Source organism: Pararhodospirillum photometricum DSM 122, assembly GCF_000284415.1.
Classification (GTDB): Bacteria; Pseudomonadota; Alphaproteobacteria; order Rhodospirillales; family Rhodospirillaceae; genus Pararhodospirillum; species Pararhodospirillum photometricum.
In genome coordinates, this window is the sequence record NC_017059.1 from 3,500,831 (window position 1) to 3,519,549 (window position 18,719).

The 18,719-nt window shown below is 62.2% G+C and carries 17 protein-coding genes, 3 tRNA genes and 1 pseudogene; 11 read left to right on the forward strand and 10 right to left on the reverse strand.

Features of this window, described 5'->3' with window-relative positions; translation table 11 throughout:
- The first annotated feature begins 55 nt into the window (after positions 1-55).
- From RSPPHO_RS15560 to RSPPHO_RS15570, 3 genes are all read left to right on the forward strand, one after another.
- Positions 56-129 (forward strand) — tRNA-Cys (locus tag RSPPHO_RS15560).
- Positions 130-156: 27 nt separating this feature from the next.
- Positions 157-231 (forward strand) — tRNA-Asn (locus RSPPHO_RS15565).
- 31 nt (positions 232-262) lie between these two features.
- Positions 263-337 (forward strand) — tRNA-Asn (locus tag RSPPHO_RS15570).
- A gap of 84 nt (positions 338-421) precedes the next feature.
- Here RSPPHO_RS15570 and RSPPHO_RS15575 read toward each other — a convergent pair.
- The 3 genes from RSPPHO_RS15575 to amrB are packed head-to-tail and all read right to left on the reverse strand — an operon-like array spanning position 422 to position 2,282.
- Complete coding sequence (locus RSPPHO_RS15575) at positions 422-829, reverse strand: hypothetical protein (protein WP_014416168.1); 408 nt, start codon at positions 827-829, stop codon at positions 422-424.
- Positions 826-1,464 carry an AmmeMemoRadiSam system protein A gene (gene amrA / locus RSPPHO_RS15580; protein ID WP_014416169.1) on the reverse strand — a complete coding sequence of 213 codons (639 nt, stop codon included), beginning with the start codon at positions 1,462-1,464 and terminating at the stop codon, positions 826-828. Before amrA ends, RSPPHO_RS15575 begins: the two co-directional genes overlap by 4 nt.
- On the reverse strand, positions 1,464-2,282 hold the full coding sequence (gene amrB, locus RSPPHO_RS15585; RefSeq protein WP_014416170.1) for an AmmeMemoRadiSam system protein B: 819 nt from the start codon (positions 2,280-2,282) through the stop codon (positions 1,464-1,466). Before amrB ends, amrA begins: the two co-directional genes overlap by 1 nt.
- A gap of 195 nt (positions 2,283-2,477) precedes the next feature.
- Between amrB and amrS the strand changes: the two genes are divergently transcribed.
- The 3 genes from amrS to RSPPHO_RS15600 all read left to right on the forward strand — a co-directional run bounded on the left by amrS (position 2,478) and on the right by RSPPHO_RS15600 (position 5,979).
- Entirely contained in the window at positions 2,478-3,485 is a 1,008-nt protein-coding gene (gene amrS / locus RSPPHO_RS15590) for an AmmeMemoRadiSam system radical SAM enzyme (protein ID WP_051013943.1), read from the forward strand.
- 133 nt (positions 3,486-3,618) lie between these two features.
- Positions 3,619-3,876: a hypothetical protein gene (locus tag RSPPHO_RS15595; RefSeq protein WP_041795884.1), complete on the forward strand. Its 258-nt coding sequence runs from the start codon at positions 3,619-3,621 to the stop codon at positions 3,874-3,876.
- A gap of 90 nt (positions 3,877-3,966) precedes the next feature.
- Entirely contained in the window at positions 3,967-5,979 is a 2,013-nt protein-coding gene (locus RSPPHO_RS15600) for a tetratricopeptide repeat protein (protein WP_041795887.1), read from the forward strand.
- 343 nt (positions 5,980-6,322) lie between these two features.
- Here RSPPHO_RS15600 and RSPPHO_RS15605 read toward each other — a convergent pair whose 3' ends face one another.
- A complete protein-coding gene (locus tag RSPPHO_RS15605) occupies positions 6,323-6,733 on the reverse strand; it encodes an IS5 family transposase (RefSeq protein ID WP_051013944.1) in 411 nt (136 codons plus the stop codon).
- 480 nt (positions 6,734-7,213) lie between these two features.
- Here RSPPHO_RS15605 and RSPPHO_RS15610 point away from each other — a divergent pair, with 480 nt between their 5' ends.
- Both RSPPHO_RS15610 and RSPPHO_RS15615 read left to right on the forward strand, forming a co-directional pair.
- A complete protein-coding gene (locus tag RSPPHO_RS15610) occupies positions 7,214-10,213 on the forward strand; it encodes a CHAT domain-containing protein (protein ID WP_157879275.1) in 3,000 nt (999 codons plus the stop codon).
- 19 nt (positions 10,214-10,232) lie between these two features.
- The gene (locus RSPPHO_RS15615; RefSeq protein WP_041795890.1) at positions 10,233-10,538 is read left to right on the forward strand and encodes a hypothetical protein; all 306 of its coding nucleotides are present in this window, start codon (positions 10,233-10,235) and stop codon (positions 10,536-10,538) included.
- 247 nt (positions 10,539-10,785) lie between these two features.
- Here RSPPHO_RS15615 and RSPPHO_RS15620 read toward each other — a convergent pair whose 3' ends face one another.
- Together RSPPHO_RS15620 and RSPPHO_RS15625 are read right to left on the reverse strand one after the other, a co-directional pair.
- Entirely contained in the window at positions 10,786-11,307 is a 522-nt protein-coding gene (locus tag RSPPHO_RS15620) for a CinA family protein (RefSeq protein ID WP_014416174.1), read from the reverse strand.
- Positions 11,308-11,336: 29 nt separating this feature from the next.
- On the reverse strand, positions 11,337-11,807 hold the full coding sequence (locus RSPPHO_RS15625) for a phosphatidylglycerophosphatase A family protein (RefSeq protein WP_041795899.1): 471 nt from the start codon (positions 11,805-11,807) through the stop codon (positions 11,337-11,339).
- Between the two features lie 291 nt (positions 11,808-12,098).
- Here RSPPHO_RS15625 and RSPPHO_RS15630 point away from each other — a divergent pair, with 291 nt between their 5' ends.
- From RSPPHO_RS15630 to RSPPHO_RS21775, 3 genes and pseudogenes are all read left to right on the forward strand, one after another.
- Positions 12,099-13,043, forward strand: coding sequence for a DUF5930 domain-containing protein (locus RSPPHO_RS15630; RefSeq protein ID WP_014416176.1), 945 nt, complete (start codon positions 12,099-12,101; stop codon positions 13,041-13,043).
- A 34-nt stretch (positions 13,044-13,077) separates the two neighbouring features.
- Complete coding sequence (locus RSPPHO_RS21340) at positions 13,078-13,422, forward strand: M23 family metallopeptidase (RefSeq protein ID WP_242390523.1); 345 nt, start codon at positions 13,078-13,080, stop codon at positions 13,420-13,422.
- Positions 13,406-13,711, forward strand: a pseudogene (locus RSPPHO_RS21775) (bactofilin family protein); the annotation flags it as partial. The gene RSPPHO_RS21340 and the pseudogene RSPPHO_RS21775, both read left to right, overlap by 17 nt.
- Here the strand turns inward: RSPPHO_RS21775 and RSPPHO_RS15635 are convergent.
- The 4 genes from RSPPHO_RS15635 to RSPPHO_RS15650 all read right to left on the reverse strand — a co-directional run bounded on the left by RSPPHO_RS15635 (position 13,668) and on the right by RSPPHO_RS15650 (position 18,712).
- The gene (locus RSPPHO_RS15635) at positions 13,668-16,238 is read right to left on the reverse strand and encodes a Tex family protein (protein WP_014416179.1); all 2,571 of its coding nucleotides are present in this window, start codon (positions 16,236-16,238) and stop codon (positions 13,668-13,670) included. The pseudogene RSPPHO_RS21775 and the gene RSPPHO_RS15635 overlap by 44 nt on opposite strands.
- A gap of 206 nt (positions 16,239-16,444) precedes the next feature.
- On the reverse strand, positions 16,445-16,711 hold the full coding sequence (locus RSPPHO_RS15640; protein WP_041795900.1) for a hypothetical protein: 267 nt from the start codon (positions 16,709-16,711) through the stop codon (positions 16,445-16,447).
- A gap of 172 nt (positions 16,712-16,883) precedes the next feature.
- A complete protein-coding gene (locus tag RSPPHO_RS15645) occupies positions 16,884-17,501 on the reverse strand; it encodes a hypothetical protein (protein WP_014416180.1) in 618 nt (205 codons plus the stop codon).
- Positions 17,498-18,712: an argininosuccinate synthase gene (locus tag RSPPHO_RS15650; RefSeq protein WP_014416181.1), complete on the reverse strand. Its 1,215-nt coding sequence runs from the start codon at positions 18,710-18,712 to the stop codon at positions 17,498-17,500. The genes RSPPHO_RS15645 and RSPPHO_RS15650 overlap by 4 nt, the downstream gene beginning before the upstream one ends.
- Positions 18,713-18,719 lie beyond the last annotated feature (7 nt).

Consider the following 18,719-nt stretch of genomic DNA (forward strand, 5'->3'; position numbering starts at 1 on the left):
ACGGACATCGCCGCAGCGAGCGAAGCCGGAGTGATCCGGTTTCGGCCCAAGACAGGGCCGGATGGCAGAGGGGTTATGCAGCGGACTGCAAATCCGCGTACGTCGGTTCGAGTCCGGCTCCGGCCTCCAGTCGTGGGTTGTCGAAAAAGTACGTGTTCCGGAGTAGCTCAGCGGTAGAGCAACCGGCTGTTAACCGGTTGGTCGGGGGTTCGAATCCCTCCTCCGGAGCCACTTTTTCGAAGAATCAGGTGCGTTGTCTTATTCCGGAGTAGCTCAGCGGTAGAGCAACCGGCTGTTAACCGGTTGGTCGGGGGTTCGAATCCCTCCTCCGGAGCCAAATTCCAAAAAAGCCGATCCTCGACAGAGGGTCGGCTTTTTTTGCTGCGGGGGGCCTGCCTCGGCGAGGCGGGGCAAGCGCTCCCTATTCCCCGTCAGCCGTTGGGCAGCGCCGATACATCTTTTCCGAATTGGTCATGATGTTCGATTTGCGCAGGGTATCGCCCGAGACGTTGAGGACGGCATCGTAGCCCTCGGTCTCGAACAGGCGGCGGACCTTGAACAGCACCCGGTAGCTTTGGCCGGCGCCATAGCTGAAGCTGCCGCGGGCGAAGCCCCAACTGCCGTCCGCCTTGCGCCAGCGATAGCCGCCCGAGGAGAAGATCAGCATTTCGGCGCTGGCGGTGTCACAGCGGCCATTCACGGCCCAAAAGCCGTCGAGGGTGGCCGGAGGGTCGTCGAACCAGGGCAGGGCGCCGGCGGTGGCCTGGGCGTGGGCGGGGCTGCCGGGGGCGACCAGGGCCAGGGCTAAGGCAAGGGCAAGGCGTCTCATGCGGGGGTCTCCTCGCGCCAGGGGCTGGGGCCCTTCACCGCCCGCGCCTCGAAGCGCTCAATCATCAGGGTCTGCGACCAGTAGGTGGTTGGAAGGCCCGCTTTCAATTTAAGGTGTGCTACAAACTGCGCCGGCTCAGGCAGGCTTTCCCACACCTGCGGCAAGAACAGGCCCCGCCGTCCGCGATCGGACAAAATCAGGCCGTCAATCCCCGGGCGCAGGCGCTCCAGCAACTCGGCCTCGCTGGCGACGGGAAAGGCCCGGGGATGGGTGAGGACCGACACCGACACCGACAGATCCGGCAACTCCTCGGCCCGCACCTTGGCAAACCGGGGGTCGCGGGTGGCCGCCGCCCAGGCATTGGCCACGATGTCGCGCGCTAGCGGCTGATGGGCGACCATCGATCCGATACAGCCGCGCAAGCCGCCATCGGTGCGGGTCAGGGTGACAAAGGCCGCCCCGTTCTCCCGCAGCGCCGGCGGCTCCAGATCCAGGGCAGGCGGCAGCGGCGCGCCCGTGTTCAAGCCCTGGCGCACCGCCTCCACGGCCAAGGCAATCAGCCGGTCGGGGTGGTCCCGGGTCACACGCACCGCCAGATCGGTGTCGGGGACGCTGGATAAGGAAACTGCGTTCATTACGGCCTCGGTTGGGGCGAAAGGGAAAGGGGCGCAAGGGCCCAGGCGCCGTAGCCCACCACGCGCTCGCGTGAGCCGGCGGTGTCGCCTGACGAGCGCAGATCAAGGCGCTCCAGACGGCCGCCGTGCGCGCGGGCCAGGGCCAGCAGGCCAGCCACCGGAATGTGGCCGCAGGCCTCGCGCGGTCCCAGGGCCTCGGCGTCCAGGGCTTCGATGGTTTGGGCCGTCGCGTCGTCGAGCGCGCGGGCCTGATCATAGGGGAGATAATGGCTGAGGTCGGAGGAGACCACGATCAGCGTCTCGGGACCGCCCCACAACTCGGCCAGGGCGGCCGCCATTTGCGCCACCGATACCTGCCCACACACCACCGGCACCAGGGTGAAGCGCGTTAGCATCCGGTGCAGGAAGGGGAGGTGGACCTCCAGCGCATGCTCGGGCAAGTGGGCGTCTTCAAGGGTGCCGGCGTAGGGCAGGGCGCGCAGCCGGTCGGCCCAGGCGTGGTCAATGGCCACCGGTCCCAACGGCGAGGCATAGCCTTGGGCCTCGGTCAGCGCGAGGCCGCGAAACGGCACCCGGTGCGACGGTCCCAGCAGGACCACCCGCTCGATGGTGTCGCGTCCCGGAGCCAGCCGGGCATAAGCGGCGGCCGCCGTTGGCCCGGAATACACATAGCCAGCGTGCGGCGCGATCAGGGCCTTGGGTGCCGGCGCGTCACTGCCCGGGGCCTCGGCCAACAGATCATCGACCGCGCGGGCCAGGGCGGTTGGGGCGTCGGGATAGAAGATGCCGGCCACCGCCGTGGGGCGCAGGGGGAGCATCGCGGATTCGCCTTTTTAGCGCTTCAAGGATACCTCACTTTAGCACAAGTTTCCGGTGTGACCATCGTCTTGGTCCAAGGGAGGTGGGGGCTTCGGCGGAACGAGGGGGGGCGTTGGCAAAAAGAAAAAAGAAGAGAAGGCTGGGGAGGCGGGCCTCCCCAGGCCCCTCGGTCTCTTAAAAGTCAGGGGAGGGGCATGGTGGTGGATCCGGTCCGGCAAGATGCGGTGGTGTGTTCGGTCTGCCCGCGTGCCTGTGCCCTGAGGCCCGGTCAAAGCGGCCTGTGTGTGGTCCGGGCCAACGAGGGCGGCCGGATTGTGCTCACCGCCTGGGGGCGCTCGTCTGGCTTTGCCGTCGATCCCATCGAGAAAAAGCCGCTGTATCACTTTTTGCCGGGCACGCCGGTTCTTTCCTTCGGGGGCATTGGCTGCAATCTGACGTGCTTGTTTTGTCAGAACAGTCATCTGTCTCGCGCCCGCGATCTCGACCGTCTGGGGCGCCCGGTGGCGCCGGAAGACTTGGCCGCTGGCGCTCGGGAACACGGATGCCGCTCCGTCGCCTTCACCTACAACGACCCCGTGCCTATGCTGGAATACGTGGCCGACGTGGCCCGCGCCTGCCATGCCGAGGGCCTGCGCACCGTGGCGGTGACGGCCGGCTATATCACGCCTGAGGCCCGCCCCACCTTTTTCGCCGATATTGATGCCGCCAACGTTGATCTCAAGGCGTTCAGCGAGGGCTTTTATCGCCGGATGGCCTCGGCCCACCTCGCCCCGGTGCTCGATACCTTGGCGTGGCTGGCCCGCGAGACCGCCGTTTGGCTTGAACTGACCACCTTGTTGATCCCCGGGCTTAACGACAGCGACGACGAGATCAAGGCCCTGGCCGCCTGGGTCGCCGCTACCTTGGGGCCCCATGTCCCCTTGCACCTCAGCGCCTTCCACCCAGCGCACCGCCTGCGCCACCTGCCGCCCACCCCGCTCGCTACCTTGCGCCACGCCCGCGCCCTGGCCCAGGCCGAGGGTTTGGCCCATGTCTACCTCGGCAATGTCCGCGATCCCGACGCCGGCACCACTTTTTGCCCTGCGTGCCATGCCCGGCTCATCGGCCGCGAAGGCTTTCGCTTGGTGACATGGTCGCTCGATGCTGCGGGACGCTGCTTGGCCTGCGGGCATCGTCTTGCTGGGGTTTTTGAGGCCCGGTAAGGAAGGCCGGGGAGGCGCGGCCTCCCCAGACCCCTCGATTCCTGGGGGGTGGGGGTGTGTGGGGTGTTATAGGGTTGAGGTCTGGTGCTTTGGCGGGTATTTTGTTCTCCTTGCGGGTGGGAGGAGAATGGGAATGGGCGAGTATTTCTATCTTATTGGGGCGTTTGTGTTAATCGTTGCGGTTTTTCGCGCGAAATCGTTTAAGGCGAAAAATATTTCCAACAGTGCTCTTGTCAATGGTTCCGTCAAGGGGAGCGTGACGCAGACGGTGACTGTGTCGCCTCCTTTGTCCTCTCCCCCGGCTGGTGATCGTGTTGCGTGGGTTATTGGGATCATCGGTGTTTTGATTATGGCGGGTCAGTTTTCCTATGATGTTTTTTTCACAAAATAGGCTGGAGATCCCGTCATGGTTTTCGGCTGGAGATTTGGTGCAAGAAAAATTGTTGGGTCGGCTGTTGTTAATGGTCCTGTTTCGGGGATTGTGATTCAGACTATTGGCAGCGGGCCTCCTCCCGTTGTTCTCAGTCTCCCGTGGCAAGGCCTGCATATCGACACCGCTTCTGCTTTCAATCTTTTGTCGTGGAAAACACGGCTGGTCGAAAATGTGATTGGCCGAGACACCGAGCGAGAGGCTCTGCTGTCCTGGGCCCGGGATCGTTCGCGCCCGGTCGCCCTTCGTTTGCTGACCGGGCCTGGAGGGGTCGGCAAGTCGCGTCTGGCGGCGGAAGTGGCAAAAGACCTGCGACAGGAACACTGGAACGCCGGCTTTATCCGCCTTGATAAAGACTATACCCTCTCTCTCCCCCAAGCTGGTTTGTTCCTGATCATTGATTATCCCGAGGAGGATCAGGAAAAACTGCGCCATCTCCTTAAAGAAATCGGCACTCTGGAATCGCCTGCACGTCTAAGGATCCTCCTCCTCAGCCGCCAGCCCAAGGTTTGGTGGGATCGCCTTTTGAGGGAAACCGGAGCCGCCGGATGCTGCGATATCAACGACTTTTCTGCAGGCACCCTTGACGCCCCCGATACCTGCCGCCTTGTCCAAGAGGCTTTTGCCCGGCTGACCAAGCTGTTCGGCACGCGGGCGCTTCCTCCCAAGGCGGCAGCCATCGAAGCTTGGCACGCAAAAAATCCCCAACACCACGGTCTCCCGCTGTTTGCCACGGCTGCCGCCCTTCATGCCGCGTGGGAGAGAAGCTCAACCTTTGACCTCAGTGGTGCCGAGATTATTGCCGCGCTGGTTGACCGGGAGCGCCGCCGTTTTGATGGTGCGGCACGGGGCGCCGGCTGGCCCGAGGCCGAAGCCGCCTCCCGACTGCATGCGCTCGCGGCGTTGCGCAATGGCCTTGACGCCACCGCCCTCACAACCCTCGCCGAGGCCGCGTCAAACCTTGGACTGCCCCCGGCTGATCGCGTTGTGGACCGGGTTCGGGACCTGGGGTGGTGGATCTCCAACCAAGTACCGGCGCCGCAGCCAGACATCATTGCCGCCGAACTTCTTCATCAAGTCATCGGCGAGCGCCCGGACGCGGCCCCCGATTGGGTTGCCCATGCTCTCACCACCCGCGAGACGATTGATCTCAACCGCCTCGCCCGCCTTTCCCATGACATAGCCACCCTTCACTCCACGGCCGATGCGTTCATCCAATGCCTTGTCGCTGCCCTGAAAAAACACCCGGAGAGGGCGATGGCATGGCAAGACCTTCTCCACTCACCCACACCCTTTCGTCTGGCACCGGTTGGCGTCGCCCTTGGCCGGATCTTGTTGGATCAAGAGGGTTTGAGCGAGCCGGAGCAGGCCAGGATTCTCAACAACCTCGCCAATAAGCAGAGCGAAACCGGCGACCGACAGGGCGCCCTCAAAACCGCTCGACGCGCTGCAGAGATCTACGAGACACTCGCCACCGAAAACCCGACCGCCTATCTCCCGCACTTGGCAACGAGCCTCGACAACCTCGCCAATAGACTGAGCGGGGCCGGCGACCGACAGGGCGCTCTCCAAACCGCCCGACGCGCCGCAGAGATCAGAGAGACACTCGCCACCGAAAACCCGTCCCCCTATCTCCCGGACTTGGCAGGGAGCCTCAACAACCTTGCCATCGTTCTGAGCGAGGTCGGCGACCGACAGGGCGCCCTCCAAACCGCCCGACGCGCCGCAGAGATTTACGAGACGCTCGCCACCGAAAACCCGCACGCCTATCTCCCAGACTTGGCAGCCAGCCTCAACACCCTCGCCAAGAGTCAGGGCGAGGCCGGTGACCGACAGGGCGCCCTCCAAAACGCCCGACGCGCCGCAGAGATCTMCGAGACACTCGCCACCGAAAACCCGCCCGCCTATCTCCCAGACTTGGCAATGAGCCTCAACACCCTCGCCAAGAGTCAGAGCGAGACCGGAGACCCACAGAGCGCCCTCCAAAACTCCCGACGCGCCACAAAGATCTACGAGACACTCGCCACCGAAAACCCGCCCGCCTATAGAATTAAAATAATTTAAGGAGAGTTTCTCGCCTTCAGGAATGAGGGGKCTGGGGAGGCGAGCCTCCCCAGCCTTTCTTTTTCGGGCCTGACGGGAGACAGCATGAAAGCCAGCCTTCAAATCTACGGCACGGATGTCCTGCGCCGTGCAGGGTGTCGTGAGCTTCGGTTGCCGCTGTCCGACGCGTTGGCGCGGATGAAGGCGTGGGCGCAGCGGTATGGCGGGGCGGTTCGGGCCCGGGATCAGGGCGCGGTTCTTGCGGTTGGACGGGAGATGGCCGACTGGCTGGACCGGGATGGCTGGTTGACGGCATGGACCGAGGAGGGGGGGGCCCGTGAGCTGGAAATCTTCAGTCACACGGCTACGCCGACCTCTGAGGAGGCGGCTCTGCTTGATTTGCCATGGGAGGTGCTGGCGACGCGGGACGGTTTTTTGGCGGCTGATCCCAAAGAGTGTTGGCATCCGGCACAGCATCGCCCGGCCCCAGGCCGCAGAACCGCATCCAACTCAGCCGGTCGCGCACTAGGTACGTCGTCCGACCCAGCGCCAGACCGTGCAGCGACTGCAAAACCAGCATTTTGAATTTCAAAACCGCGTCGAAGCCGGGCCGACCGCCCTTCGAGGGCGCACTCCGTCGCCGGACCGCACGCTCCAGAACCGGCCGGAACAGTTCGAAATCCACCGTCTTCGACAGCGTCTCCAGCGGATCGCCCTCCGCCGAAAGTTCCTCCAGACGACGCTCGACATCCCAGAACCCAATCTGAACCGCCATTGCCGCCCCCCAATAGCCGATCGCCTATGGAATCACGAACCAGACCCAGACGCCAGTTTCCGGAGGTGTCCAAATGGTGGAACCAGTGGATCACGACAGGCCCTATAGGGGAATTCCATGCGAGTCACTTCTGATGTCGGGCGATATAAAAATTCCCGACGGACTCTACAATGGGACCCAATCAGGAGCGTCGTCTCCGATGCGTTCCGTATTATCAATAGGGACAGCTTCTGGTTAATGGTGTGATAGTGATGTAATTTATCTTTAGGTGTGCTATGGTGCACCTTAGGAGGTTATTGGATGCTCTGAAGGCGTTTTTTGTTTTAAGTAGACGTGCGGATGTTTTGCGGGAGAAACAACGGTCGGTCGGTGGCGGGGGTCTTGGCCGCCGAGCAATTTTGTCGAAAAACTTTGGAGTTTTATACTGTGCTGAGATTTATCTCTAGGTTGTTTTGTCGTCGAACCAAAAGGCAACATCGGGTGCGGGGGGCGGACGCGATAGCTGTAGGCCTGCGGCGTAACTCTAGCCGCGACCCAGCCCCGGAACCAGCGGAAGAATTCCGCCCCATCCAAAACGATCTGGTGGCGGCCTGCTACAAGGCGCTGGCTGACGTCGAAAGGCGTGCTAAGGAGAAAATGGCAAATCCTGGCTATTGGCACAATGTTGGCTTTGTGGAAGGTGCTGCTTATGACTTATGCGTCTTAACGAACGAGATCATGCCCCGCTTCGACGACCTAGGCCGCCAGCGGCAGGTTGGCGAGATCTACATGCTCCGGGCTAAGGAGGTTTACCGCAGATACTTCGATGATTATGACGAAGACGGTTACGGTCTGAGCATTTTCAATATATTCATCGAGATATTTCATTCGGCCGATAAGACGTCAGTCCCCTTTTATGACAACCTTGCCCTATCGAACACCCCCTGGAAGGAGCGGGTCGATGTACGTCCCGACGCGCCGACTGTATTTGATGCTCCCTGGGATGGTGTCATCCTTGACCGGATGATGTTGTCTGTGACGAGCGCCGATGCCCGCGCGGTGATGGAGCGGTTGATGGTTTGGTGTCGCGACCTATCAAATAGTATTTTCTCAGTATTGTATGGTCCTATGGTTGACGAATATATGCGAGAATATGAGACGTTGTTGTCAAAGGGCAGCGATGTAAATTTTTTGGCGTTTTTAGTTTTTCGGCGCGCGTTATTTTCTATCACTCTGCTGAATCTTTCGGGATTGGCTCTCCATCCCTTGCGCCTGGAGGCATTGCGAATACTGCAGGCGGTGGTCAATATCCACATAATTCTTCCGTCGTTAAGCCAGATCGACCCCTTGGCTGCGATGGCGGCGAGAGCGGAAATGCTTTGTCACGCGGCCCAGATTGATGCGCAGTTCGTCAAGGTAACCAATGACAGTTCAGACCTCGCGCGGGCCGCTATGATGGCCATTCATCACGGACTCTATTTTTCAGGTATTGACCTACTGGACAACCCGATAATTGATATTAAGAAAGAATGCTGCTGCCTTAGGAAAAAACTGATCTACGGCCTCAGTATTCCCCATTATATTCCAGATATTGTTGAGGAATTGCATGATCTAGTTGGACGGAGCGCGCTGGAGCGCACCGAGCGACTGCCAATCATAACACCTACCGGCTGGATGGTGTTGTGGCGCCGCCTAGCCGAATTGGATTGCGACTTCAGTAATCAGGCAGGCGGTCCGCCAGACAGAGAGGTGCGGGCGGGACGTCTTCAGCGGGGGTTGGCCACCATGGCCGATGTAACCAAGATCGCTGTTGAGCAAATTGCAGGTACTGGCTACCTATTAAGAGAGGATTTCCGCCTAGATGAATCCTGCATTGAAGGAATTATCGGCGTCGTATCCATACTTTTAACCGAAGCTAGGGAAAATCTTATTTTTTTGACACGCAGACCCATGAAGAATATTTTATGGAGAATTTGCGCCCTGCGCGATTATATCCGCACGGGCAGCACCGACTTAACATGTACTCCTTCCGGTTTGGACGGGGAAGAAGGGGCCTGCGTGACTATCGTCGTATACTTCCGGATTCTGGACTATTTCAGCGCATGGAAGAGCCGGACCTATATGTTGACCATGCTAAGCGTCGATATGCGTGCAGACATGCAAATGCAAGAAAAAATAGACGTCTTGAAATTCATAAAAGAGGGTGGAGACCCGAGTGAGGCTTTTGAATACATCAAGAAGCAGAGACTGGAAAACGCCCAAAATACAAACCAAGAAAATTTTTTTAAATATGTACAATTTGATGTGTCACTCGACAGTGGGGCTGCCTGTTTTCGTCCCATCGGCGCTAGCGCGGAGATCGACCGCATGATTTCCGATTTTCGTGGCTGGATACTTGGGCAGGAAGGAGCCGAGGAGCGTGCGAGTTTGATCCCTCCCAAGATCATCGACGTAATCATTTTCCAAGGATCGAGCAATCCGGTTGGCGAAAGCTCTGACCAAAAGGATAAGTTTTGGGCGAAGCATAAATGCAATCGGGTAGCGAAACAGCTTTTCGCGGCGATAGATATGACTAAAATATTTTATATTGTTCCAGACGGAGAGATGTTTCGCCTTCCGTGGGACGCAATTATTCAAAGCTTCGATGATAACAAGAGGGGCCCTTATCTCTATTCTTCGGTCGCCTACAGCTTACGTCAATGCGCATCCTGGTCCAGAATTGTTTCTCCGGAAGGTTCCACAAGGGGAGTTGTCGTTGATAGCCCGGACTATGATCTCGCCGGGAAGCACCCTTGCGCCCTGGATCCCCTTGTCCATGCCGCTGACGAGGCGGAGAGCGTCGCCCGCTATTTTGAAATTGAGCGCCTCACCGGCCGAAGAGCGCACAAGCAAGCTCTTGCGGCCTTGAGCAATCCCCTGTTCCTACACATCATCACCCATATGGGTGTGCGCGACGAGCGCTTGATTAAGCCCGACGAAGATGCGTTGTTCGTCGGAGTGTACAGCGGCACACCGACAAAAAAGGAGGCCGAGTTGCAACGAATGATCGCCCTAACCGGGGCCGGTCGCAGTTTGGTTGGCTCCGCAGAGGAGTACGCCGATTTTTTCGGCAATGGAATTTTAAATGGTGACGATTTTCAAAGGCTTAATCTTCACCAGACCATGCTTGTGGTCCTTTCCGGCTGCGAGAGCATACAGGTCACTATCGACCATGCCGGGAGGCTGCACAGCTTCGGTCTCGACGTATTCCGAGCGGGCGCACAAGCCGTTATCGGCTCGGTATGGAAAAGTGACGACAGGGCAACCGGGATATTCATGTCCAGGCTTTATGAACGCTTAGCCGATGGCGCAGTATTGGGCGCAGCTTTTCATGACGCCAGGGAATTGGCTCGCCTTCAGACCGAGCGGTTCGATCAATGGAGCCCGTTTGTACTATTGGGAAACCCCAACATCACCTTAAAGGAACATCATGAGGCTAAAAATAATCTCACCACGCTATAGCGAAGCGCAGCTCCGCAGCATGCTTGCCGAAATCGAGGTGAGTTCGGAGAAGTCCGGTGCCATTCAGGTCTTGGGGCGCCCAGGCGCGACACGACAACTCGAAACCGAAGTGATTCTCAAGCTGGTCGAGGTTGGTGGCGAGACGTTAACCGCGCTAATAGCCGGGCTGTCCGCATGGTTAGTTGCACACAGGGGCAAGACGATCGTTATCCAGGATCAATACGGAAACAGGATCGAAGCGCCTGCGGGTGTTTCAGACGCAGATCTTGACAATTGCCGACGTGTTCTGGAGCGTATGCAATCGCCGACGATCCGCTTAGAATAGTCTCTTGGAAAGTATTCGAATTTTCTTGTTCACCTAACCGAGAAAATTCTTCGCTCCGATTTTCCCTATTTCCAGAGATCTAGTCGGGATTGTCTGGTGGGGTTCTGCGGATTATAAGTGGATCACCTGCCGGTTTCCGCTTGGTTTTGCCCCTGGCGGCCTCATGGAGGGAGGGCGTAGCCCGACCGAAATGAGGCCCGCCTCCCCAGCCTTGCCTTCCCCTTCCTCCCTCTCCCTTCCCCTTCCCCTAAAGCGCCGACACCCCCTCCAACGACCGCAGAACCATTTCGAACGCGGCGTTGACGGTGGCGTGGCGGATGTCGTGGCGGTTGCCGGCGAAGACTTGGCGGCGGACGGTGACGGGGCCGTCGCTGAGGGCGCAGGCCATGAACACGAGGCCGACGGGTTTTTCGGCGGATCCGCCATCGGGGCCGGCGATGCCAGTGACGGCGAGGGCGAGGCCGGCGTCGGATTCGCGCAGGGCGCCTTCGGCCATGGCGCGGGCGACTTCGGCGCTGACGGCGCCGTGGGTGGCGAGGAGGGCTTCGGGGACGCCGAGCATGCGCATTTTGGCGGCGTTGGAGTAGGTGACAAAGCCTCGATCGAGCACGGCGCTGGCGCCGGGGATGGCGGTGAGGGCGGCGCTGATCATGCCGCCGGTGCATGATTCGGCGGTGGCGAGCATGAGGCCGGCGCCGCGCAGGGCGGTGAGGACGGCGTCGGCCTGATCGAGGAAGTCGCGGGGGAAGGGGGCGGGCAGGGGGGGCATGGGCAGCGCTCGGTCAGAGGAATGCCGGGTCAGGCGGGGACCAGGGCGTGAAGCAAGGCGAGGATCGCCGAGGCATAGACCGCTGCTGCCACGTCGTCCAGCATGATTCCCAGTCCGCCTGAGAGCTTGCGGTCAAAAAAGCTGACGGGCCAAGGCTTGGTGATATCAAACAGGCGGAACAAGCCGAAGCCGACGAGATAGCTTAGGGGATCGAGGGGGGCGGGCACCAGGGTAAACCACTGGCCGGCGACTTCGTCGATGACGATGCGGCCGGGGTCGGCTTCGCCGGTGGCCTGGACGTGGCGCTCGCTGGCCCAGATGCCGACGAGGGTGATGAGGACGGCGGCGATGAACAGGCCCCAGGGGCCGGTGGCCCAGGTGATGATCCAGGCGAAGGGCAGGGCGGCGAGGCTGCCCATGGTGCCGGGGGCCTTGGGGCTGAGGCCGGCGCCGAACCATGTGGTGAGCAGCCAGATGGGGCGGGAGGGCAGAGGGGGCATGGTCTGGGCCTTGGGCGAGAGGGGGGGGGAGGCCTCTTGTTCCGGCCCCCGATGTAGCGCACGGCGCTTGAAAGAACGAGACCCGAAAGCGAGAGGGAGGGGTGTGCGCTGGGAGGGCCTGGTCTGGGGGACTGTCCCTTGGCAGGTGATCTCGCACGCGGTTCCACCCGGAATAGCTGATTTTTGCTTGTGTCCGTGCCCCGCGAATTTTAAGACAAGCACTCGGCGGCATCTAACCTTCGCGGCCGGGCTTTCCTGTGGGGGAGCAAGAGCGACAAGAAGGGTGAGCGTATGTCGGAGTTTGACCCCCAGGAACGAGCCCTCTCCGCATGGCGTCGCCGGGTGCGCCGCTGGGTGCCCGAGCGGCATTTCCTGGTGCGCTCGATCCATGGCACGCGCGGCATCACCTTGACCAGCGCGCACCAGATTGGCATGGGCTTGGCTGGGCTGGCCGTTTTTGGCGTGCTGACCTCCAGCGCGATTGCCTTGGTGCGCATGGACGCGGTTCTTGGCGCCCGGGAGGCGCGGATCGCCGATGCCAATCAGGCCTATAAGGATCTGCTGGCCGAGGTCAGTGTTTACAAGGGCAATGTGGCCGACATTACCCGGGCCTTGGAGGCCAATCGCGCCCAGTTTCGCACGTTGGTGGAGGCCGCGTCGCCCGCTGCCCCGGCTCACTTGGCCGCCGGGACCGGGCGCGACAGCGAGGCGGGCTTGGACGAGGAGCAGCGCCGCTTCGACCGCGAGCAGCAAACCTTGGTGGCGCGGTTGGCGACCTTGGACCAGGGTCTGCAAGACCTGTCCCAAGCCCGTCTTTTGCTCAGTGAGTTTGACGGCCTGGAAGTGGAACTGCGCAAGGTGGTGCTCCAGCGCGATTTGGCGCAAACCGAGACCCGGGAGCTGCACGGGCGGATCGCCAGCCTGGAAGACCATGTGCGGGCCATGGAAGGCGTGCAGCAGGGCCTTGTCGAGCAGTTTGCCGACGTTGCCGAAGGCCGTATTGGCGAGATCCGCACGACCTTGGAAAAGACCGGCCTCAAGGTGGATCCCCTGATGTCGCAGGCGCGGGGCTCCGGGGCGGGGTCTGGGGGGCAAGGGGGGCCGTTCTTGCCTGTTGCGCCGGGGGCTGCTTCTGCCGCCGAGGCCCGGCTGAGTGATCACCTTGACCAATGGGCGCGGTTGCGCGCGGTGGTCCTTAGCTTGCCGCTGACCCGCCCGTTCGCCCCCCGATTATGACATCACGTCGATTTTTGGCGTGCGGCCCGACCCGATGAACGGTCTTCTCTCGCTACACGAGGGGGCCGACATGGGGGCGCCGCCTGGAACACCCATCAAAGTCACCGCGCCCGGAAAGGTGGTTTACGCCGGATGGCGCGGGCGGTATGGTCGTGTGATTGAAGTTGATCATGGCATGGGGATTTCGACCCGCTATGCCCACCTGAATTCTTTTGGTGTCGTTCTGGGGCAGTCCGTCAAACGGGGCGAGGTTATCGGCACGGTTGGTAATAGTGGCCGCAGCACCGGGCCTCACCTCCATTACGAAATCCGAGTCAACGGCAAGCCGTTCGATCCGGTGGACTTCATGAAAGCGGGGATCAATGTTCTCAAAGGCTAACAGGCAGGCGGCGGAGAACGGAAAAAATGCCAAGGCGGATGCTGCGGGGGATCGCAGCGTGCCCTCCATTATCAGCGCCGATCTTACCATTACTGGCGATCTTGCCAGCGCCGGCGAAATCCAGATTGATGGCCGGGTGGAGGGGGACATTCGCTGTGTCACCCTGATTATCGGCATTTCCGGCTCCGTGACCGGCGAGATCCGGGCCGAGCGGCTGCGCATGCACGGCTCGGTCAACGGGCAGGTCAATGCCAAGTCGGTGTTCCTGGCCTCGACCGCCCGCATGACCGGCGACATCGTCCATGAAAGCCTCGCCATCGAACCCGGCGCCTACATGGAAGGCCATTGCCGCCGCTTGCCGGTGCCGGCCGAAGTCGTGGTCGCCGACTCCTCGGCCAACAAGCGCCTGGAAAAAATCGACGGCGCTGCCCTAACCGTCGCCTCCTAACTTCCCCCTCTTTGTGGAAGAGGGGTCTGGGGAGGCCCGCCTCCCCAGCCTTACCTTTGTTAGTTTTTCCGCGCCCGCGCAAACGCCTCGGCCAACGCATTCCCCGCACTGGATGCCTCCGGCTTGCCCCCCTCTTGGCGGCATTCTTGGCAACCGGAGCAGTATCACGGGCCATCTTGCTCCGATCCTGACCCGGTTCATCCGACAGACGCATCGACAAGCCAACGCGCTTGCGTGGCAGATCGACCTCCATCACCTTGACCTTGACGATATCGCCGGGCTTGACCACCTCGCGCGGGTCCTTGACGAAGCGCTCCGAGAGGGCCGAGACGTGCACCAGGCCATCTTGGTGGACGCCAATGTCCACGAAGGCGCCAAACGCCGCCACGTTGGAAACCACGCCCTCCAGGATCATCCCGGGCCTCAGATCCTCCAGGGTCTCGACCCCGTCCTTGAACGCCGCCACCTGGAAGGCCGGACGGGGGTCGCGGCCGGGCTTTTCCAGTTCCTTCAAGATATCGCGCACGGTGGGCACGCCGAAGGTCTCGTCGGTGAAGCGCTCGGGATCCAGGCTGCGCACCAGGGCGGTGTTGCCGATCAGCTCATGAATCGTCGTCTTGGTGGCGGCCAGGATCCGACGCACCACCGGGTAGGCATCGGGGTGCACCCCGGAGCGATCCAGGGGATCCTCGCCGTCTTGAATGCGCAAGAAGCCGGCCGCCTGCTCGAACGCCTTGGGCCCCAGGCGCGACACCTCGCGCAACTGAGCCCGGCGCCGGAAGGGGCCGTTGGCATCACGCCACGCGACAATGTTGCGCGCCAAGCTCTCGCTCAGGCCCGACACCCGGGCCAGCAAGGGAACCGAGGCCGTATTCACCTCGACACCCACCGCGTTCACCGCGTCCTCGACCACGCCGTCCAGGGCGCGGGCCAGCTTGCTCTGGCTGACGTCGTGCTGATACTGCCCAACGCCGATGCTCTTGGGCTCGATCTTGACCAGGGCGGCCAGGGGGTCTTGCAGCCGCTGGCCGATGGACACGGCGCCGCGCAGGGTCACGTCCAACTCCGGGTATTCCCGGGCCGCCAGTTCGGAAGCCGAGTAAACCGACGCGCCCGCCTCGGACACCACCACCTTGACCACGCCCAGATCGGGATGGCGCTTGATTAGGTCGGCCGCCAAGCGGTCGGTCTCGCGGCTGGCGGTGCCGTTGCCAATGGCGATCAACTCGATCTTGTGGGCCCGGCACAACTGGGCCAGGGCGGCGATGCTCTGATCCCACTGACGCTTGGGCTCGTGGGGATACAAGGCCCCGGTTGCCAGGACCTTGCCCGTGGCGTCCATCGCCGCCACCTTGACGCCGGTACGGTAGCCGGGGTCGAGGGCCAGGGTCGGGCGCATGCCGGCCGGCGCGGCCAGCAGGAGATCGCGTAGATTGCGGGCGAACACCGTGATCGCCTCTTCCTCGGCCCGCTCGAACAGGCGGCCCATCAGGTCAAGCTCGATATGCAGGGCCATCTTGACCCGCCACGTCCAGCGGGCTGTCTCGATGAGCCAAGCGTCGGCCGGGCGGCCGGTGTCGCTGATGCCAAAACGGTGGGCCACGGCGCTCTCGAAGGCGGCGCGGCCCGGTCCGCCGTCCGCCTCGTCAATCGACACCGTCAGGGTCAGAACTTCTTCCTTGCGGCCACGGAACAAGGCCATGGCGCGGTGCGAGGGAATCTTGTGCAGGGGCTCGGACCAATCGAAGTAATCCGAGAACTTGGCTCCCTCTTTTTCCTTGCCCTCGACGACGCGCGACTTGAGGCGGGCCTCGGTCCACACCCGCTCGCGCAACGCCCCCACCAAGCTGGCATCCTCGGCAAAGCGCTCCATCAGAATCTGCCGGGCGCCGTCCAGGGCAGCCTTGACGTCGGCCACCCCCTTGTCGGCATCGACAAAGCCCTGGGCGGTGGCCTCGGGGGACTGGCGGGGATCGGTGAGGAGGGTATCGGCCAGCGGCTCCAGGCCTTGCTCGCGGGCGATCATCGCCTTGGTGCGGCGCTTGGGGCGATAGGGGAGGTACAGGTCTTCCAGGCGGGCCTTGGTGTCGGCGGTCTCAATCTGGGCGCGCAGGTCGTCGGTGAGCTTTCCTTGCTCTTCGATCGACGTCAGGATGGTTTTGCGCCGGTCTTCCATCTCGCGCAAGTAGGAGAGGCGTTCTTCCAGGGTTCGCAGCTGGGTATCGTCCAGGCCGCCGGTCGCTTCTTTGCGGTAGCGGGCGATGAAGGGAACGGTGGCGTTGCCGTCGAGCAACTCAATGGTGGCGGCAACCTGGGCCTCGCGGACCCCAAGATCGTCGGCGATGATCTGGGCAATGGAACGACGCACGGGCAGAGTCTCCCTACGAAAAGGCGAGGGCGGGGTTTACCCAAGCCACGCTTCAAAGGCCAGAGGGAAACGTGGACGCCGGTGGTCGGGCACGGAAAAAGAGGAAGGCTGGGGAGGCGCGGCCTCCCCAGACCCCTCGGTCCCATTGGGCAGAAAGAAGGGGGGGCCGTTTCCCTCGAAGCGCCCAGGAGGCAAACGGCAAAGCCCTATTTCCAGCCAGCGACGGCGTCACATTCTTTTTGTTCGGCAGGGTGGGTCTTTTCCCACTGGGTAATGCTTTGGGTTTCGTTATCGTCCATCTTGCTGTTCATACACGAACAATATTTGGTGATGGTTTCGACGGGGACGTTGGCGCTCGCATTATCCTGGAGGCATTGGGAGATCCATTTGGCATCGTCCGCGCCAGCGGCGGCGGGGCCGGCGGCACAGAGGAGGCCCAGGATCATCGCGGTGGACAGAGCAGCATACCTCATCGATCTAACCTTTCTTGAGAAGGCGAGGGGGAAGGGAAGCGCTTCAGTCCAAGGTGTACACTCTTTTGTCAGAAATCTCCATCCTTGGAATGGTTCTAGCGGGTAAAAGGAGGGAGACAGAGGAGAGAAAGACTGGGGAGGCGGGCCTCCCCAGACCCCTCGGTTCCTAGAGTTATTCGCGCAAGACCAGGGAGCGGAGGAGGGTAATGAGGGCGGCGCGCACGTCGATGGTGGGGGGCTGGCACCACGCGCCGCGCAAGGTGGCGTCCCAGGTGCCGGGGGGGGCGTCTTTGCCCACACGCAAGGGGGCGAAAAAGGCGACGCAGCCGACCTTGGCGCCACGCGCTTCGAGAAGGTGGGCGGTGCCAAAGGGCAGCTCGGCCGCGCTCTTTTGGACCTGCTTGTCCGGGATCCCGGTGCGTTGGGCCAAGGGGCGGCGATACAGGCTGTCGGCCAGGGCGGGCGGTTCGACTCGGGTCGGAAGGTGGGCGGTCTCGACGTAGCGGGCATAGAGGATGGCGCCATCGTCGAGCTTTTGCACAAACACGCCCCGGGCCGGCAAGGCGGTATAGCGCAGACCCCGATTGTGGTCGGGCGGTACGGCCAGCAACAGCCGGCTCAACTCGGGACCGATCACCTGCATGGGCTCCGGCGGGCCGGTCAGCCAGGGCTCGGTCGGGGTCAGGCCAGCCTCGGGATCGGGGCGGCTGGCGCAACTGGCCAGCACCAGGCCCAGCAGCACCACACCGGCCAGAGTCGGGGGCCGAAGCCCCCGAGCACGCGGGCTCATCCGTTGCGGGCCATGGCGCCCAGGCGCAGGCGCAGGGCATTGAGCTTGATGAAGCCTTCCGCGTCCTTCTGGTTGTAGACAGCGTCTTCCTCGAAGGTCACGTAGTCCATGCGGTACAGCGGGCGCGGTGCCTTGCGGCCGATGGTGGTCACGTTGCCCTTGTAGAGCTTAAGGCGGGCCGTGCCGGTTACGCGCTCCTGGCTCTGGTCGATCAGGGCCTGGAGCATCTCGCGCTCGGGGGCAAACCAGAAGCCGTTGTAGATCAGGCGGGCATAGCGCGGCATGATGTCGTCGCGCAGGGCCTGGGCTTCCCGATCCAGGGTCAGGCTTTCCACCGCCCGGTGGGCGGCCAGCATGATGGTGCCGCCCGGGGTTTCATAAACGCCCCGGCTCTTCATGCCGACGAAGCGGTTTTCAACGAGATCGAGGCGGCCGATGCCATGACGCCCGCCCAGCTCGTTAAGCTTGGTCAGGAGGGCGGCCGGGCTCAGGCGCTCGCCGTTGACGGCGACCGGGTTGCCTGCCTCGTAGTCGATCTCGATGATTTCCGGGGTATCGGGCGCCGACTCGGGGCTGACGGTCAGGCGGAACATGTCCTCCGAGGGAGCCACCCACGGATCTTCCAGCGCCTTGCCCTCATAGGAGATGTGCAGCAGGTTGGCGTCCATGGAATAGGGCGCCTCGCCGTGCTTGTCCTTGGGCACGGGGATCTGGTGCTGGAGGGCATAGTCGATCAACTTGGTGCGGCTGGTCAGGTCCCATTCGCGCCAGGGGGCGATGACCTTGATGTCGGGCTTGAGGGCATAGGCCGTCAGTTCAAAGCGGACCTGATCGTTGCCCTTGCCGGTAGCGCCGTGGGCAATGGCGTCGGCGCCGGTCTCGTTGGCGATCTCGATCAGGCGCTTGGCGATCAGCGGCCGGGCGATCGAGGTGCCCAGGAGGTAGGTGCCCTCGTACAAGGTGTTGGCGCGGAACATGGGGAACACGAAGTCCCGCACGAACTCCTCGCGCAGGTCGTCGATGTAGATCTCCTTGATCCCCATCAACCGGGCCTTCTCGCGGGCCGGCTCCAACTCCTCGCCCTGGCCGATATCGGCGGTGAAGGTCACCACCTCGCAGTCGTAGGCGTCGCGCAGCCAGCGCAGGATGATCGAGGTGTCGAGGCCGCCGGAATAGGCCAGCACCACCTTCTTGATGTCACTCTTGCTCATCGGAGGC

Bases quoted from the DNA above. Each gene is read 5' to 3' on its own strand.
- RSPPHO_RS15575 (WP_014416168.1), bottom strand. From the start codon at position 829: ATGAGACGCCTTGCCCTTGCCTTAGCCCTGGCCCTGGTCGCCCCCGGC.
- amrA (WP_014416169.1), bottom strand. From the start codon at position 1,464: ATGAACGCAGTTTCCTTATCCAGCGTCCCCGACACCGATCTGGCGGTG.
- amrB (WP_014416170.1), bottom strand. From the start codon at position 2,282: ATGCTCCCCCTGCGCCCCACGGCGGTGGCCGGCATCTTCTATCCCGAC.
- amrS (WP_051013943.1), top strand. From the start codon at position 2,478: ATGGTGGTGGATCCGGTCCGGCAAGATGCGGTGGTGTGTTCGGTCTGC.
- RSPPHO_RS15595 (WP_041795884.1), top strand. From the start codon at position 3,619: ATGGGCGAGTATTTCTATCTTATTGGGGCGTTTGTGTTAATCGTTGCG.
- RSPPHO_RS15605 (WP_051013944.1), bottom strand. From the start codon at position 6,733: ATGGCGGTTCAGATTGGGTTCTGGGATGTCGAGCGTCGTCTGGAGGAA.
- RSPPHO_RS15615 (WP_041795890.1), top strand. From the start codon at position 10,233: ATGCTTGCCGAAATCGAGGTGAGTTCGGAGAAGTCCGGTGCCATTCAG.
- RSPPHO_RS15620 (WP_014416174.1), bottom strand. From the start codon at position 11,307: ATGCCCCCCCTGCCCGCCCCCTTCCCCCGCGACTTCCTCGATCAGGCC.
- RSPPHO_RS15625 (WP_041795899.1), bottom strand. From the start codon at position 11,807: ATGCCCCCTCTGCCCTCCCGCCCCATCTGGCTGCTCACCACATGGTTC.
- RSPPHO_RS15630 (WP_014416176.1), top strand. From the start codon at position 12,099: ATGTCGGAGTTTGACCCCCAGGAACGAGCCCTCTCCGCATGGCGTCGC.
- RSPPHO_RS21340 (WP_242390523.1), top strand. From the start codon at position 13,078: ATGAACGGTCTTCTCTCGCTACACGAGGGGGCCGACATGGGGGCGCCG.
- RSPPHO_RS15640 (WP_041795900.1), bottom strand. From the start codon at position 16,711: ATGAGGTATGCTGCTCTGTCCACCGCGATGATCCTGGGCCTCCTCTGT.
- RSPPHO_RS15645 (WP_014416180.1), bottom strand. From the start codon at position 17,501: ATGAGCCCGCGTGCTCGGGGGCTTCGGCCCCCGACTCTGGCCGGTGTG.
- RSPPHO_RS15650 (WP_014416181.1), bottom strand. From the start codon at position 18,712: ATGAGCAAGAGTGACATCAAGAAGGTGGTGCTGGCCTATTCCGGCGGC.